We start from the raw sequence: 15,527 nt of genomic DNA, 5'->3' as shown, positions 1-15,527 counted from the left end.
TGAGCCGATTCGTTTGAATCTCAGCCTTTCAGGCTGGATACGAGTGCTCTCAGGGCATGGCCCCGGTGACTGATCGCCTGCTTTTGCTCCAGCGTAAGCTCGGCCATCGTCATCTCGTATTCAGGCACATAGAAAAGTGGGTCATATCCAAAACCGCCTGCACCGGCTGCTTGAGCAGTGATCCAGCCTTCAGCCGTACCTTCCGCTTCGTACTTGTGTCCGGTTGCGGGATCATACAGCACCAATGCACAGACGAAACTTGCCGGACTCAAAAGCGGTTGCTCCGTATCCTCACCGGATTTGAGCGATTCCAGCGCCTCAAGCAATTTGGCATTGTTCTTCGCATCGGTTGCACCCTCGCCTGCATATCTCGCAGAATACACTCCCGGGTCACCATCCAGCAGATCCACGCACAATCCCGAATCGTCAGCCAGGACAGGCAAACCAAGAGCATCGCCCACCGTTTTGGCTTTCTTCCAGGCATTCTCTGCAAAGGTTACGCCATCTTCAACGACATCCGGCAGCTCTGGATAGTCAAACATACTTTTGACCTCTTTGCCCAGCGGAGCGAATGCATGAGCGAATTCACGTACTTTCCCTGCATTACGGGTTGCGACAATGATAATTGGGCTATCCAGACTCATGTTAGGCTTCTCCTAATCCACGAGCACCAATCTTGAGTGCAATGGGACCGAGAACTTCTTTCTGACGCTCAATCATCTCCAGAATACCCTGCTCACCCAGCTCCAGCATCGCGTTCAGTTCACGACGATCAAATGGTGCTTCTTCACCTGTTCCCTGAAGCTCCACATATTTCCCGCCGCCTGTCATCACGAGGTTCATATCTACCTTGGCTTTGGAATCTTCATCATAGTTCAGATCCAGCACAGGTTGTTCTCCAACTACACCCACACTAACCGCTGCAATGAAATCCGTAATCGGGAATACTTGCAATTTATGCTGTTGGGCAATTTTGTTCACTGCGAGCGCCAGAGCTACAAACGAACCAGTAATGGACGTTGTGCGTGTACCGCCGTCAGCTTGGATTACATCACAGTCCAGTGTAATCGTACGTTCACCAAGAGCCTGCAAGTTAACGACCGAGCGCAGTGCCCGGCCAATCAGACGCTGAATTTCCATGGTGCGTCCAGTCAATTTGCCGCGGTTCGCTTCACGCTGATTACGGGTATGTGTTGCACGTGGCAGCATGGAGTATTCAGCCGTTACCCAGCCTTTACCCTGCCCTTTCATAAAGGGAGGAACACGTTCCTCCACCGTAGCTGTACAAATAACCTTGGTATCTCCCACTTCAATCAGTACAGAACCTTCGGCGTATTTATTCGTGTTAATTGTTAAATTCATCGGGCGCAGCTGGTCGCTGGTTCGTCCGTTAGATCTCATCATTTCTGCCTCCTACGACTTAAGCATCCTGTAATGTCGAGCTTGTTCACACTTTTACTAATCCCTTCTATTTTACCAAAGAGTTCACTTAAAAGCATCCTGTCCACCAAAGAGTTCTGTCAACCGTACATCAGACCGCTTATTGTGACTTAAATTGGAATTTCATTGATATATTCAGGCTTCGATACTGGGGCACTGTAATCCCGATTATCATCACTCATGACTGTCTTTTGTCCATTCCATTCGATCTGGACTTTAGCTTCCTTGCCAGCTGTGTTTTCGGCCGTAGTCAATACGACGGATTGCAGCAGTTCACTTGGCACGACATCTCCCTCAGTGAACATATCGTCTTTGAGTGCAACCGTTACCGTTCCATCCTCAGACGTTTTGACCGATTGCAGCTGCGTTCCGCCTGTCATAACCTCTTCCAGCTCCCCGCCTTTGGCTGGTCCCTTGATCAGTTCATTCAGCGCCGCCTGCACCCGGTCTCCACCTGGTGTCACAAGACGCGTAACCGGGACATAATATTGAATGCCTGCTGGCGAAGCGGCTGAGAAATAAACCGTTACCGGGCTGCTGTTAGTCGTGAATGTATCACCCAAATCGAGATTGATACCCACCGCCCGATTCAACGGTTCCGGCAATGGCGTGCTGTTTACTGGCATTTGCGTTAACTTTTTGCCGTCTACCCAGATCTGTACGTTCTGCACATCCGGTGTACCCGTGAGTGTCCAGGTAACTGCCTCCAGCATTTTGCGCTCGTTCTTGGCATCATACTTGGCAAAATTGCCGGAGAACTCCACGACTGCCAGTTTATCATCCGGATGAATCGTTACGTTCTGAACAACGGTACCCTGCGGGAGAACGCCCTGAAATCCTTCAGGCAACATCCCTGCATATGGACCACCCGTCACAAGTGTATCCAAGGCTGTTTTGGGGCTGCTGACGTCCGTGCCTGACGGGAGTGTCATGGATACCGGAGCTAGCAAACCTTGTTGATCCTGCAGATATACGGTTGTAAGTGGCAGCTTGGCAAGTGATCCATTGCCTTCAGCCGCCTGAATCATGGCCGCTTCCTGAATCGGCGGCGGTGGATCAATAGCCTCGGAGGACTGTGCCCCAAACATGCCACATCCAGATAACACCACAGGAATACTCAACAGCGCAGCTGCAGAAGCTGTACGCAAATAACGGATCTTACTCATGATCACGTTCCCCCTCATCATTTTTACAGTTTGTACTACCATGTATACGAGCCTTTGCCCAAAAAATAACTACTTTTTAAACAAGCTCACCATGCATAAAGCTGAAAACTGGCCTTCCATCCCCGTCGAAGGTTAGCAAAGAAACCCAAAACGGTTAATAACGTATTAGGATATAAGTATAGGGACATTGCTAACTTCAGAGGAGGAATCGCCCATGGAACATCCGGAGCAAGAAAAAATCCCTTACAGCCTGAATAGCCGCAAAGTGGCTGAGGCAACGAGGGAATGGCTGCAAAAGCGGGGCGTTACGATCCCTGAGATCGCAGAACTGGTCATGATGCTACAGAAAAAGTATTACCCAGGTCTTACGATGGAAGAATGTATCGACAATGTGGAGAAAGTATTACGCAAACGTGAGGTGCAGAACGCAGTCCTGACAGGCATTCAACTGGACTTGCTGGCAGAGCAAGGCAAACTCATTTCTCCTTTGCAGGAGATGATAGAAAATGATGAAGGATTATATGGCGTGGATGAGATTCTCGCATTCTCTATCGTCAACGTATACGGCAGTATCGGATTTACGAACTACGGTTATGTAGACAAGCTCAAACCCGGTGTGCTTGAACGTTTGAACGACAAGAGCCTTGGGCCTGTGCATACGTTTCTGGATGATATTGTGGGGGCTATCGCTTCAGCAGCCAGCAGCCGGATTGCGCATCGCAAACAATCGGAGCTTGAAGAAGCTTTGGGAGAAAAACCTGTCAGCGATGATATCGTATAATTTGCATGTGTAATAGGAGTTGGAAATGAACGAACCAAGTAAATTCAACAATCAGACTTCTTCTGATCATGACAAAAAGGCGGCCAAGAAGGCCGCTTCTTTTGTGTTGATTCACTTATTTTTGTAGTACGTTATTTCAGATGCTCCTGTCTTCCGGCTCCCGCCAAACGATACACCTCAGCCCATTTCTGTTCCGCTGCTGGCTTAGGCTGTACACGACTGGGTCCAATTGTAATTTCCGGGCCTTTGCGTTCTCTCAGCATGCCACGAAGTACCGTAATACCAAGAATGCTCAAGCCAGTAAACACATACATCAGACGAAAAATCACATTGCCTGAATCAGAACCGGTAACCATGCCATGGAACAGTAAACCGATGAATACGGGATAAGACAACATATGGAACATAAACCACCATTTGCGGCCAAGCTTGTTACGCAAATCACTGGATAGCAGTACGATCACCAAACCATAAAAGGATAATGTGCCCAGTCCGCTGCCGATCGGATGTACTGAAGCCGTAAACGGAATGAGCAGTTCACTCCAGGTGAATGGACTATAGTGATCAATATATAGGGTTAACGTATGCACAAGTCCAAGTCCAAAGGCGAGCCAGGTCGTTCGGGTATGCCATTTAAACATGGCCGCTTTAGGTTTGCCTTTAGCCATGGGCATCCCTTGGGCAATCCCCAGAAACACACCGGCAAAGAGCAGCAAGTAAGCGGCGATCCCACTAATTCGAATGATATTCCACGTCGGCAGGTAATCTACAATCCATTGCGCCATAACCGGCTCCCCCACATCTGATAGACTTGTCGTTTATATAAGACTGAAGCGGTGATCCGGATCGAAACCAGGCCAGCGTTCAGCGAGCATATCGGTATTTCCTCTAAAATAAGTGCTCCCATCTCTGGTCATCCACAGGACGTCATGACGATCGTAATGACGGTTTAACCAACCTACTGCATCGGCACTTCCCAAAATACAGACGGTCTTGGCAATAATCTCACATTGCGAGGCATGCTGGCCCAGAACTGTACACTGCAGCACATCCGTATCTGCTGGCTCCATCGTCCGGGGATCAATTAAGTGATGTGAAAGGCTTCCGTCCGTATTCTGCCACTGTCTCCGTCCCACTCCTGAAGTGGCAATTGCACCTTTCCTCAATTGAATATTCCCTATCAGATTTCGCTCCTCCTGATAAGGATCGGTGACTTGCACGGACCACATCGGATGAAGTGTTGTCCCCCATGCCTGAATGTCTCCACCTGCATTAATTAATCCGGCCGAAATATGAAGTGTACGTTGCAGCCAATCGGCGATACGCTCAACGGCCCAACCCTTAACAATGCCCCCAAGGTCCAGCTCAGTCCCAGGGTCCTTATGAACCATTCGGCTGCCTTCCCTTTGAATCCAACGTGGGCGGCTATAGTCATATTCGTCTCTCAGCATATCTGTTGTATCCGATGGTCGGATGTCCAATCTGCGTTCGGTTCCAGATTGCTGAAGCTCTCTTTGTTGCAGCAGCTGCTCAAAACTGACATCGTAACCCGAAGCCCGCAGAGCCTGAGAGATACCTGGCTGAAAAATCCCTTCCGTCTGTCCAATATAACCGTATGCCAAACTTAACACTTCATCCATTGCTGCGGAGATTGGCATCCATCCTGTGCAACAATTCAGACGATTCAATTCACTGTCTGCCACAAATCGGCTGAAACGCTGTTCCTGCGCTTCGAACCAATTCTTCACCAAGGCTGCCGCATGCTCAGCCTCTTCCCGTCCTGCGGCTAACTGAACTTCCACGTCCGTGTTCATCGCCCGGAAGCGGAACTTAAGAAGACGGGAGACTTGCTCCGTGCGGCTCATGATGCACCCGTGCGTGACTGATAATTGCTACGGCTATATCCGGAGTCTGTATCCTGATTGCTGTTCTGATCTGTTATCCAGCCACCCGACGACCTGCCTTGATTCGAACCGATGGCAGTGCTTCCATCAGTCGTTTCCTCATTCAGGCTATAGCCCTCATTGGACGATGCATCGGGATTGTTATCTGTGTTGTTCGTCCATTCGTCCATGACATCATCCTGAGCATCTATCTGGGTAGAAGCTGTACTGCTTATATCGGTACCATTAGCCGCCGCATAAGCGACATCAAAGGCATCAGAAGTTCTTACATATTGAAAGAGTGCAGCCACGGTCAACGTTGCTGCCGCTGAGGCTTGCCATTTTCTCCATTGATTTCGTTTTTTCCTAGTCATCGCTCTTCCCTGCTTTCTCTGGCGAAGTTCATACATTTATCATAGAAGTGCTGCCTTAAAAGAAGATGAATGAACGGTTAAGAGAGATTAAAGCTTTCATTTATTTGAGTCGTTACACGCAAAAAAAGACTCTGAACAGGCAGTTCTCCTGGTCAAAGTCTTGTAATCCTAAGTATTTTCAATAAAAAAGAATACTCCGTCGGGCTGCTGCTCCTGTATAATATGCTCTCGCCGGATCAATTCTTGCAGATGCGCCAAAGTTTCGCTCATCGCAAAACGAAGCTGATGTGTTCCCAATCGGTCACCAAACATAAACATACAGATTTCATACGCATTCGTCGGTGCTTCCCGGATTCGCTCCATCATTTTCTGAAGGCGCTCTTCATGATGAGTGAGCAGATGAACCGTTCGATCGGCAAAATGGCCAAACGGATTCCGATGCCCTGGATATGCCACTCCTACATCCAATGCCCCCAGTCGATGCAGTCCTTCCATATAAGACAATAAAGGCTGATCGTCACTTCCCGGCTGCAGGCTAATATTCGGTGAGATCTGCGGCAATACGGCATCTCCACACAAGATCTCCCTGGAATCCGGCGCATAGAAGGATAGATGTCCTGGCGCGTGTCCACCTGTTTCTACAGCAAGCCACTTTTTCCCGCCCATAACCAGCCAATCTCCATCTTCAATCGGTGTCACTACCGGAAGTGGCGTAATCTGTGAGATAAATCCCTCCATATGTTCACGTATCTGCTGCGTCTTGTCTTCCGGCATTCCATGGCGACCATAATATTCAGGCAACACTGTATGGATGGTTGCCTCCGTTCCCCACATGTAATCCGCTTCCTGGCGGGATCGTGTGGACATTCGAACAGGCACATCCGTTTGCTGCTGTATCCAGCCAGACAACCCCAGATGATCGGGGTGATGGTGGGTCAGTACAATCTGACTAATATCCTGAAAAGTTAAATTGAAATCTGCGAGTGCTTCGTGCCACTCCTGTTCCGTCTCAGTACTGCGTGGTCCCGGGTCAACTATCGTTATTGTTCCATCCGGTTCATAGAGCACATAGCTGTTCACCCAACGTAGAGGAAAAGCCATAGTAATCTTGACACGATGCATGCCTACTGGCATGGAAATGGATTCCGTTCGCTTCATTAAATATTCTCCTCCAACTCTACTGCTCCGGCCGATGACCGACAAAAATCATCCGCGGCGATGTCTGCTCATCGTACTTCTCTTCATCATAACCACCGTGTACCTGATCCACCATAAGTCCTGCCTCGTGAAGCAGATCACGTAGTTGTTCACGGGTGTACAGCTTGACGCGTTCCTGATAGATTCTTGGTTTTTGGCCCGATGCGGTATCGGTGATGTGAATTTCTTTTTGCACAAATCCATCCTGGATCTTGCGAAACTCCTCAATATTCTGTCCTTCGCTTTCACGTGTTGAATGCTGCACCAGATGACGAGTCACATAAGCCGTGTTCATAAAATCAATAATATAGCTACCGCCCGGCTTCAGCATCCGACGAATGGCGCGTAACACTCTTAGTTGCTCTCCATCCTCTCGGAAATAACCAAATGAGGTAAATAGATTGACAACGGCGTCAAATCCGCCTTTCAGGGGAAGCTCACGCATATCGGCATGATACCACTCAACACGATGTTCGGTGTCCATATTGCGTGCTTCACGCAGAAGCACATCAGACAGGTCGATTCCGGTCACCTGGAAACCAGCATCTGCAAGGGCCAGAGAATGTCGGCCCATACCACAGCAAAGGTCAAGTACCTTGGACTTTGGCTGAAGCTTTAACCAATTGATCATTTTATGTACTTCCTGATATGCACCTTGCACATCCCGATGTTTGTACACAAGAAGGTAGTCTTCTCCAAAACTCTTTTCATACCATTCCGTCATTACGTATCGCCCTCCACATGGTCACTGGCCCAACTATCCGTAATACGCTGTTCTATCAGCCGGATCATATCTCTATAGCTTTTAGCCATTGTATCGTCTTTATCCTTCAAACTCAAAAATTTCCAAGGATCGTCCACATTGAACGGCCGGAAACCACACGATATAATGTTAAACATAGTCAGGCCCACGCGAATCGGTTAACTATACATAGAGATTGTTCACAAACCAGTATGACGTTTTTTTCACTTCATGGACGTACAGGAGACGACTGAAATATAACGCTAACATAAGAAGAGGCAGCAGGAGGTGTTATTTATGATTCGGATTGGACTTACGGGCTGGGGAGATCAGGAGGATTTGTACCCGAACCGTACCAAAGCGAAAGACAAGCTCCGTCTGTATGGACAATATTTTACGACCGTGGAGGTAGATAGTTCCTTCTACGCCGTTCAGCCTCGGGACCGGATGGCACGCTGGGCAGCAGAAACGCCGGAATCCTTTGCTTTTATCGTCAAAGCCTATCAAGGGATGACAGGACATCTGCGGGGAAAACCCTATTTCACAAGCACCTCAGAGATGTATAAGGCTTTTCGCGAATCGCTGGAGCCTGTCATGGAAGCAGGCAAGATGCAAGCGGCCTTGTTCCAGTACCCGCCGTGGTTTGAATGCAATCGGGACAACGTCAATGAACTGCGTGAAGTAAAACTGAGAATGGAAGGTATTCCGTGTGCCCTCGAATTTCGTCATCGCAGCTGGTATGAAGCAGGCATGCGCGAACGGACGCTGGCATTCCTGAAGGAACAAGGCTGGATTCACAGCGTCTGTGATGAACCCCAAGCGGGGCCAGGATCTATCCCTATCGTACCTGAGGCTACCGATGCCGAAATGACGCTGGTGCGTATGCATGGGCGCAATGTATCAGGCTGGCATCAGAATGGTGCACCCAATTGGCGTGAGACCCGTTATCTGTATCGCTACAACCAGGAAGAGCTGCTGGAGTGGAAAGGTTATTTGGAGCAATTGCAGGAGCAGAGCAAAGATGTATTTGTGATTTTCAACAACAACTCGGGCGGCGACGCGGCTGCTAATGCACAGATGATGATGAAGCTGCTGGAGCAACCCGTGAAGCCCTTCCCTGACCGTACGGAGCCGGAGGAGGAAGAGGGACCGGAGCAATTGGAGCTGTTTTAACAACACGTTTAATTTGTAATCTGAATTGATTATTTCCATTCATAACGAAAAAAGCGGCACGCCCTTAAGGCGTGCCGCTTTTATTTCTTGTTAGGTTGTACGCAGATGAACAACATGGTTGCTGCACTAGCGTTGTGCAGCTGTAACCGAAGAATCTATAGACGGCTCGCAGAGCTGCTGGTTCATTTTATACGCCTCAATCCCAGCCAGGAGCACAATGCCGATACCGTGCGTATCGTTCAGAATCCATCCCAAATCATCCCGGTAATAGAGTGCGGTAAAGGAGTAACCGGAACCCCGGCATACACCGTAGACGTTGCCTTTATAATCAATGGACAGATGGGTCATGCCCTCCCATCCTTTGCGCACCGCATCCAGGTAGGCCTCTGGCTGCTCCAGCCAGCCTTCACGAATACCGCGGGCATAAGCGTAGATGAACATCGACGTGCAGGAGGTTTCTTCATATGAATCCGGGCGGTTCAGCACCTGATGCCAGAGTCCATTTTCACCTTGCAGCGCCAGATACCCCTGACATAAATCCCGGTAGAAGCTCAGCAGTTCTGGCCGTTTGACGTGATCACTTGGCAGAATCGTCAGTAGTTCGGTTAGCGAAAATAGAACCCATCCGTTCCCGCGCCCCCATGGTATACCTGTCGCCCGTCCACGCACAAAATCATACACATGGGACATGATCTGGTGTTCGGGAATATACAGATATTTGCGAAACATAAGGAACTGGTTGATTGCATCCTCCCAATAAGAAGTATCTCCCGTTAACTGGCCGTACCGCATCAGGAAAGGTGTGCTCATATACAGATCATCACACCACATCGTTTCCTGGCGCATCTCCCCGCTGCCACGAACACGGTAAAAGGCCCCGTCTTCCAGACGTTCCTGTTCATCCGTAATATAGCCCGCAATACGATCTGCGGTATCCCTGCCTCCACGAATGTCGCCAAGTTCCATCGCTGCCAGCAAAGTAGATCCAAACGAACCGCAATCATCCAGACTGTCGATTGCAGACAGCTGATTATTGATTCCCGCGGCGCCGTACCCTTCCCGATCCCATAGACCATAACGGTCAAACGACGTACTCAGGCCGATATGGTCCCGCACATACTGAACATAGTCGTCACGTCCCAACTCCTGGCCAATCCGAAGAAGTCCAAGCAGGGTAACACCGAGTGGATAATTCCATTTGCCATAATGGGTATTTTCCAAATAGGGCCGGACACTCGTTTCAGGTAGATCAACATGCCAGTATACACCTTGGGCTCCATCATCAAATACAGTATCTGTTACCACGATGTCTTGGGGAGATGGTTCAGAGCCTGGGGAAAATCCACCCGTATACAGCCACGCATCGGGGCATCCTGCAACCGGATGAGGTGGTCTTAGTCTCCAGCCTTTTGCAGTGGAATCGTCCACATCCTCCAGTGTAAATCCCCACAACTCGCTCCCAGCCTTGGTTTCACCTTTCGCTACCAGATCAGATGGACCGTAGCGGCGGGGCAGTTCAATGCGGAAATTACCGCTTTGCCCAGCGGAATATATCTCCTTGCCATCAACGTACAGGGTGAGGGCACCTTCATGTTTTCCTTGCAGAAGAACAGGTGTCGATCCCGGTTGGATGACATCCAGTTTGGACCATGCGTACGCAACAGCAGGCTGCTCTGTCCCAAAAATTCTGGCGAAAGCTCCAGCGTTCTGTTCCCCTTCTGTCCAGTCCCTGCGCGGGTACCAGGAGAGGCCCGTTTCTTCTTCAGTCATGCCATCACGAGGGAGTGATGATAAAGGTTCATCGACTGGTTCCGAGTACAGCCAGCCCTCCTGTCCTTGTCGATTCATGCCTGGTGTGAGGAAGTGAAGCGGAAAGTTTTTAAATGAGGCTGTTCCGTAAATCCCGCCGAATCCCACCTCTGTTTTTACAAAACAAAGCAGCACATCGTTCCAGCCATAGTTCACGGAAATCGGAATCTGGGTTCTTCGCTCGGGAAATAACTCCTGCAATAGCTCCGATTTGAAAGTCTCTTCTCCGTTCACATAGACCGTCACCGGACTATAACAGTTCAGTCCCGTATTTAACGTGGCCTCCTGCTGGCTCCACAACTTGCCCCATACGTACACATACTGTCCTGCACGAGCCTCTTTCCACTTGGCATCCAGATTCAGATCATAACGATAATCTCCTAGTCTGCGGAAGCCTCCACGATGGTACGCTCGGAACAGAAAGGAGTGTTTCGGATGGTCTCCAATATAACGCTGTGCCACGGTAGTCAAAATATCCGGAATTGAATCATACACCTTGCCTGCAATCGCCTCGTTCTCATGAAAATAACGAATGATCGTCAGCTCCCTTCCTATACCTTGATTCGTTCGGTTAGTCGCAATGTCTCTCCAGCCTTCACTTCAACCACCTGCTGATCCGCTGTAAACCAGACGGAGATAGCCGATGGGTTATGGATAATCGACCGGTCTGCTGAACACTCCAGACGTTTGACCGCTTTCCAGTATGCAATCACTTCGATGTTCGTCGCGTACCAGATGTCATCTCGGCCACCAATCTGCTCAGCAAACTGCTCTATAATCTGCCAATTGTCGTTATCATTGAATTCGTAGCTGTGACCCCATACATATAACAAGAGTGGCGTACCTGTCTTCGTATGCTGGATAAATCGTTCGGCATGGGCCGCCAAATCATGGTTATGGTGGCAGGTTGGGTGCCATTCAAGCGGCCGCTCAGGCAGTGTGTACCTGCCATGGGATTCAACCGTGCGTGCATAATCGATGCCAAGCCATTCGAGCTTGGTGCTGAGTGAACGGTCATAACTGCCATTCGGATAGGCCATACCTCTTACCAGATAACCGACAAGCTGTTCCAACGATCTCCGATCTTCCATGATCTCTTCGGTCAGCAGCTCATCCGGAACATAAGGCAATGTGGGATGGGTGACCGTATGCACAGCTACTTCATGCCCGGCATACAACTTCGCAACTTCTGTCGTCTCAATTCGGCCAGGCTTACTCAGCGTACCGGAATTCAGATTGAATGTGCCCCGCAGCCCATGCTGATTGAAAATTCCCACCAGTCTGCGATCATGCACCACACCATCGTCATAACTGAACGTCAACGCCTTCATCACGCCACCTGGGTAGCGGTCAAACTGGATACGATGCCCCATCTTTTTACTCCTCCCATTTCAACTGCTTATCCTTCTATCTCCATAAGGAATATATCCGTTTATCTTGTGAGGCTTATTCTTCAGCTGATATATGATCGGCTTCCTGCAAACTGTGGCTGCCCGAGTCAAAATACGTACCTTCCAGCAGTCCAATTAGTGTATTGATAACTCGTACTTCAATATCGTTATCCCCTGCTCGCAGCCACGAGGCTTCTCCCGTCCAGCGATATGGAGACCAGCATCGAACGCCCAGAGTGTGACCATTCACCCGTACCTCGACCACATCCTGCACCTGCCAATCATTGAATTCCAGTTCAAAGGACGCAACCTCTTCAGCAGACTGATCCACCCAGAAGCTTCGTTTGTAACTCATCTCTCCTGCAAAATGGGGATAAAACGGCTGTGGCTCAGGCCCAATTCGGCTCGACGTATCCGGCTCACGAACGAGAGAGACCATGCCTTCATGATGAAATTCCACGCCAAACCGCCCTTGCAGATACAGTGGATCAACGATACCTTCTTCATCCCTCATGACCTGTACGGTAACGGTCATTTCATTCAGACCATTGCGCAACAATTCTGTTATATTGCAGCCAATATTATGGTGATCAGTAATTTCAATCGGCTCAAATTGATCAGGTCCGATCTGTTTTCCGTTGATTTCCATGGTCCAGTCACCTGATATCGCTGCCCTGTCCATGAATAACAGACATTCTTCCAATGCCGTTCTCAGCTCAAATGTAGTCGTATACTTACACTGGATTGGATAGGCAACGGATGCTTTCTTCGGTGTACCAAATACCTGATTAAACTGGAGCGGCAGATGATGGTTCTCCGACAATTCAGCCGCCTGGTCAATAAACGGTTTGACTGCAGCATGATTACGTTCAAAAATTACACCGTTGTCATTGGAAGCTGTTACGTTGAACTGTCCCATTCGAAGTGTGTTGGACTGCACGGTTTCCAGACGCCATGGCCCTTCCGAAGGAAGCTGAATGGTATGGGGTGCGTTCTCAGTCTCAGTAACTAAACGATCCGCTCCAGACTTCGTCCCTGTTTGGTTCAGAGCAAAAGAATTCTCCTCTGATGCCTCTTGAGCATGTTGTAAAGTAAGCCTCACCGCATGTGCTTCATAGGGAGCAAGCTTTAACGAAATGCACCATTCACCACCACTGCTGGTAAACGGCAATAATTCACGCTGTCCTGTCTCCAGATCGAGGCGTTCCGCCAGCAGACGTGTACCCGCTGAAAGATCCAAATCCGTCCATAAGCGCTTGGCTACTATTTTCAATTGCCCTTCAAGTTGTTGTCCTTCCTGGTTGGACAAAAAGATCATAAACTCTCCGTCCGATAATTGACGGGTCTGCATAAGCAGCGACGCACTTTCTTCTTCCATGATCCAACAGATCGGTTCGGGTAGTACATGATCCAGCAGCAGGGAGATCAGTTCCAAGGAGAAGTCATCCCCGCGACCTGTTCCAGCAGGAAGAAAATAGGCATTCCCCTGTCCCTGCTGCCACATCAATTCGCTGCTCTCATGACCTGTTTCTTCCGCATTGCCCCAATATGCCTCGTGCGACTGGTTGCCTGCGCCAAAGAACTGAGCGGCCTCATTTCCTGCAGGGCTTCCTGGCTGGATCGCTACATGCGGAGGCATGCCTACCGATATGACCGTTCCCCCCTGTTCTACGAACAGCTTCACCTGCTGCCAGGCTGCTGCCTCCAGGTTCAGCATCGGTGGAAGAATCAGCACTTCATAACGTGCAACGCCAATCTGAATTGTGCCCTCATTCAGCACAGCTTCCGCTAACAGCTCGGGGTCCAGATGATCATAGTCACGTCTGTTTTCGACCAGATGCGAGGTGATCCGCATCCAGTCGTTCGTGAGACGATCCAGCTTCGCCCGTTCTGCTTCGTCTTCTCCGCCATATTCGAATCCGTGAAGCGGATTGCCCATCAGGCTCCAGAACGTAGTCGTTGGATCAAGCACAGCAATACGAATGTCCGCAGTCCCGGTGCTCATCAGATAGCTTAAACGTCCCGTGTAATCTCCCAGCTGCCGGAAATGACGCCAATACGGGTTCTGTATAAACTGGGATGGCGGTGCATCATGCTTGGCAAGTCCGCCGATGGTATAGAAAAAGGCGTGGAAGTTAAAAAAGTTGGTGCCCATGGCTGCCATCCGGTCAATCATCCATTTGGCATCCTGTAAGGTCATCGACCAGCCTACACTGTGGAAACACTCAATCAGATTACGGCTTCGGCCAAGCTGTCTGGCAAGCGAGCTGACCATCTTCGGATTGTCGCGCATTTTTTTGCCATACCGTTCCAGAATCCAGGATAAGGGGCGTCCGATTTTCTCATGTGCCGAATCTCCACCTGGCATATGACTGAACAACTGCGTGGTCATCCGTACCCCGGGCACTTCTGCCGCATACTGAATCCCTGCCTCTTCACACCAGTCATGTACCTGTTTGTGATACGACTCCCTGAGCAGCAGATGTAGCGACTGATAATAGTCATACCGGATACGTTCTGCGTCTGGGACATCGCCATGCAGCAGAGCAGGTAGGGACTCGATCAGACTGTAACCACAGCGTTCGCTAAAAAACCGAGGAAGCTGTGGAGACCAAGGAATACGCCCAAGCGGCGCAATTTCATCAGAGAACATGCCTTTGATTACGCTTTCAAACTGTTCTCCAACGGCTTCCTTATACCGTTCGTGGGTCAGTTCAATAAAACGGCTCATCGCTTCTTTGTGACAAGGGTCTACAAAGTTGCCGTAATATTTGAAATCATCCATCTCTTCTTCCTGAAATATAATCACGTCGCATTCCCCAGCGGGAGCTTTCCATAACAGGCGAAAGGCCGTTCGGTATGTAAAAAACCGCTTGCGATTATACGACGTGAGTCCTGTCTCCTGATATACCTGATCAGTCTGGATATTGCCGATGTTACTGCGCAAATCAATGGATTCATGCCACAATCGTTTGCCCTGCGCATCCTTGGGTATTGCCTTCGCCACTAAAAATCGACCCCACGGCAACTCATGATCCACTGTTTCTCCGCCATGAACACAAATCTGCTGATGTACAAGCTGGCGCTGCTTCGCCTCAGGAAAATCAAGTGTCACCTCACCGCCGGCCATCCCGCTTGGATAGGGATACTCGTCATATAACCATACCTGCATGCCGCAGGCGGCCGCCGCTTCCACTGCAATCCGTACCTTGTCAAACCATGCTTCGGACAGATAGGGAATCTCTAGCCCCTGACGTGGACAGATGAAAAAACCACCTACGCCCTGTGCAGACATTTCGGCTATTTGCCGTTTGATTTGCCCTTCTTCCATATCCCCATTCCAAAACCAAAAGGGATGAACCCGGTACTGCGCCTCGGGATTTTCAAATGCATCCCTGTTCCACATGTCGCTTCCTCCCTGTATGTGCAAGAGTGGTCGTCCATTTACCGATAACGTTCATTTAAGTTCAAATAGGTTTGTTTCGCAATGATTATACATCAAAATCCAAAGACTGGAAGCTACAATTCACAAAAAAAGAGGAAGATGGTTTTAATTGTCCTGAATTATGCA

The 15,527-nt window shown here is 49.5% G+C and carries 13 protein-coding genes; 2 read left to right on the top strand and 11 right to left on the bottom strand.

The features are described from left to right. Nucleotides 1–20: 20 nt before the first annotated feature. The 3 genes from HP548_RS06310 to HP548_RS06300 form a co-directional block, all read right to left on the bottom strand. The gene (locus HP548_RS06310; RefSeq protein WP_099858111.1) at nucleotides 21–644 is read right to left on the bottom strand and encodes an XTP/dITP diphosphatase; all 624 of its coding nucleotides are present in this window, start codon (nucleotides 642–644) and stop codon (nucleotides 21–23) included. 1 nt (nucleotide 645) lies between these two features. Further along, nucleotides 646–1,404 carry a ribonuclease PH gene (gene rph / locus HP548_RS06305; RefSeq protein ID WP_053783129.1) on the bottom strand — a complete coding sequence of 253 codons (759 nt, stop codon included), beginning with the start codon at nucleotides 1,402–1,404 and terminating at the stop codon, nucleotides 646–648. A 146-nt stretch (nucleotides 1,405–1,550) separates the two neighbouring features. Then, nucleotides 1,551–2,606 (bottom strand): GerMN domain-containing protein, encoded by a 1,056-nt coding sequence (locus HP548_RS06300; RefSeq protein WP_090904407.1) that lies wholly within the window; start codon nucleotides 2,604–2,606, stop codon nucleotides 1,551–1,553. A gap of 214 nt (nucleotides 2,607–2,820) precedes the next feature. Here HP548_RS06300 and HP548_RS06295 point away from each other — a divergent pair, with 214 nt between their 5' ends. Further along, entirely contained in the window at nucleotides 2,821–3,387 is a 567-nt protein-coding gene (locus HP548_RS06295; RefSeq protein ID WP_175381186.1) for a phosphatidylglycerophosphatase A family protein, read from the top strand. Nucleotides 3,388–3,518: 131 nt separating this feature from the next. Here HP548_RS06295 and HP548_RS06290 read toward each other — a convergent pair whose 3' ends face one another. The 5 genes from HP548_RS06290 to HP548_RS06270 all read right to left on the bottom strand — a co-directional run bounded on the left by HP548_RS06290 (nucleotide 3,519) and on the right by HP548_RS06270 (nucleotide 7,565). Continuing rightward, nucleotides 3,519–4,172, bottom strand: a complete 654-nt coding sequence (locus tag HP548_RS06290) for a ferric reductase-like transmembrane domain-containing protein (protein WP_175381185.1) — start codon at nucleotides 4,170–4,172, stop codon at nucleotides 3,519–3,521. Between the two features lie 33 nt (nucleotides 4,173–4,205). Further along, nucleotides 4,206–5,252 carry an FAD:protein FMN transferase gene (locus HP548_RS06285; RefSeq protein ID WP_175381184.1) on the bottom strand — a complete coding sequence of 349 codons (1,047 nt, stop codon included), beginning with the start codon at nucleotides 5,250–5,252 and terminating at the stop codon, nucleotides 4,206–4,208. Next, nucleotides 5,249–5,644, bottom strand: coding sequence for a hypothetical protein (locus HP548_RS06280; RefSeq protein ID WP_175381183.1), 396 nt, complete (start codon nucleotides 5,642–5,644; stop codon nucleotides 5,249–5,251). The genes HP548_RS06285 and HP548_RS06280 overlap by 4 nt, the downstream gene beginning before the upstream one ends. Nucleotides 5,645–5,812: 168 nt before the next feature. After that, nucleotides 5,813–6,802 (bottom strand): MBL fold metallo-hydrolase, encoded by a 990-nt coding sequence (locus HP548_RS06275; RefSeq protein ID WP_175381182.1) that lies wholly within the window; start codon nucleotides 6,800–6,802, stop codon nucleotides 5,813–5,815. Nucleotides 6,803–6,821: 19 nt separating this feature from the next. Beyond that, on the bottom strand, nucleotides 6,822–7,565 hold the full coding sequence (locus HP548_RS06270) for a class I SAM-dependent methyltransferase (RefSeq protein WP_175381181.1): 744 nt from the start codon (nucleotides 7,563–7,565) through the stop codon (nucleotides 6,822–6,824). Nucleotides 7,566–7,880: 315 nt separating this feature from the next. On the opposite strand from HP548_RS06270, the gene HP548_RS06265 reads away from it, so the two are divergent. Continuing rightward, on the top strand, nucleotides 7,881–8,756 hold the full coding sequence (locus HP548_RS06265) for a DUF72 domain-containing protein (RefSeq protein WP_175381180.1): 876 nt from the start codon (nucleotides 7,881–7,883) through the stop codon (nucleotides 8,754–8,756). A 126-nt stretch (nucleotides 8,757–8,882) separates the two neighbouring features. Here the strand turns inward: HP548_RS06265 and HP548_RS06260 are convergent, their stop codons facing one another. From HP548_RS06260 to HP548_RS06250, 3 genes are all read right to left on the bottom strand, one after another. Beyond that, entirely contained in the window at nucleotides 8,883–11,027 is a 2,145-nt protein-coding gene (locus HP548_RS06260) for a glycoside hydrolase family 88/105 protein (protein WP_343054782.1), read from the bottom strand. An 89-nt stretch (nucleotides 11,028–11,116) separates the two neighbouring features. Beyond that, a complete protein-coding gene (locus tag HP548_RS06255) occupies nucleotides 11,117–11,938 on the bottom strand; it encodes a polysaccharide deacetylase family protein (RefSeq protein ID WP_175381179.1) in 822 nt (273 codons plus the stop codon). 73 nt (nucleotides 11,939–12,011) lie between these two features. Beyond that, nucleotides 12,012–15,362, bottom strand: coding sequence for a glycosyl hydrolase (locus HP548_RS06250; RefSeq protein WP_175381178.1), 3,351 nt, complete (start codon nucleotides 15,360–15,362; stop codon nucleotides 12,012–12,014). Nucleotides 15,363–15,527 lie beyond the last annotated feature (165 nt).

It is taken from the genome of Paenibacillus taichungensis (genome assembly GCF_013359905.1).
Classification (GTDB): domain Bacteria; phylum Bacillota; class Bacilli; order Paenibacillales; family Paenibacillaceae; genus Paenibacillus; species Paenibacillus taichungensis.
Note: the sequence above shows the minus strand (reverse complement) of the source record. Positions and strands in the feature narration are given on the sequence as shown.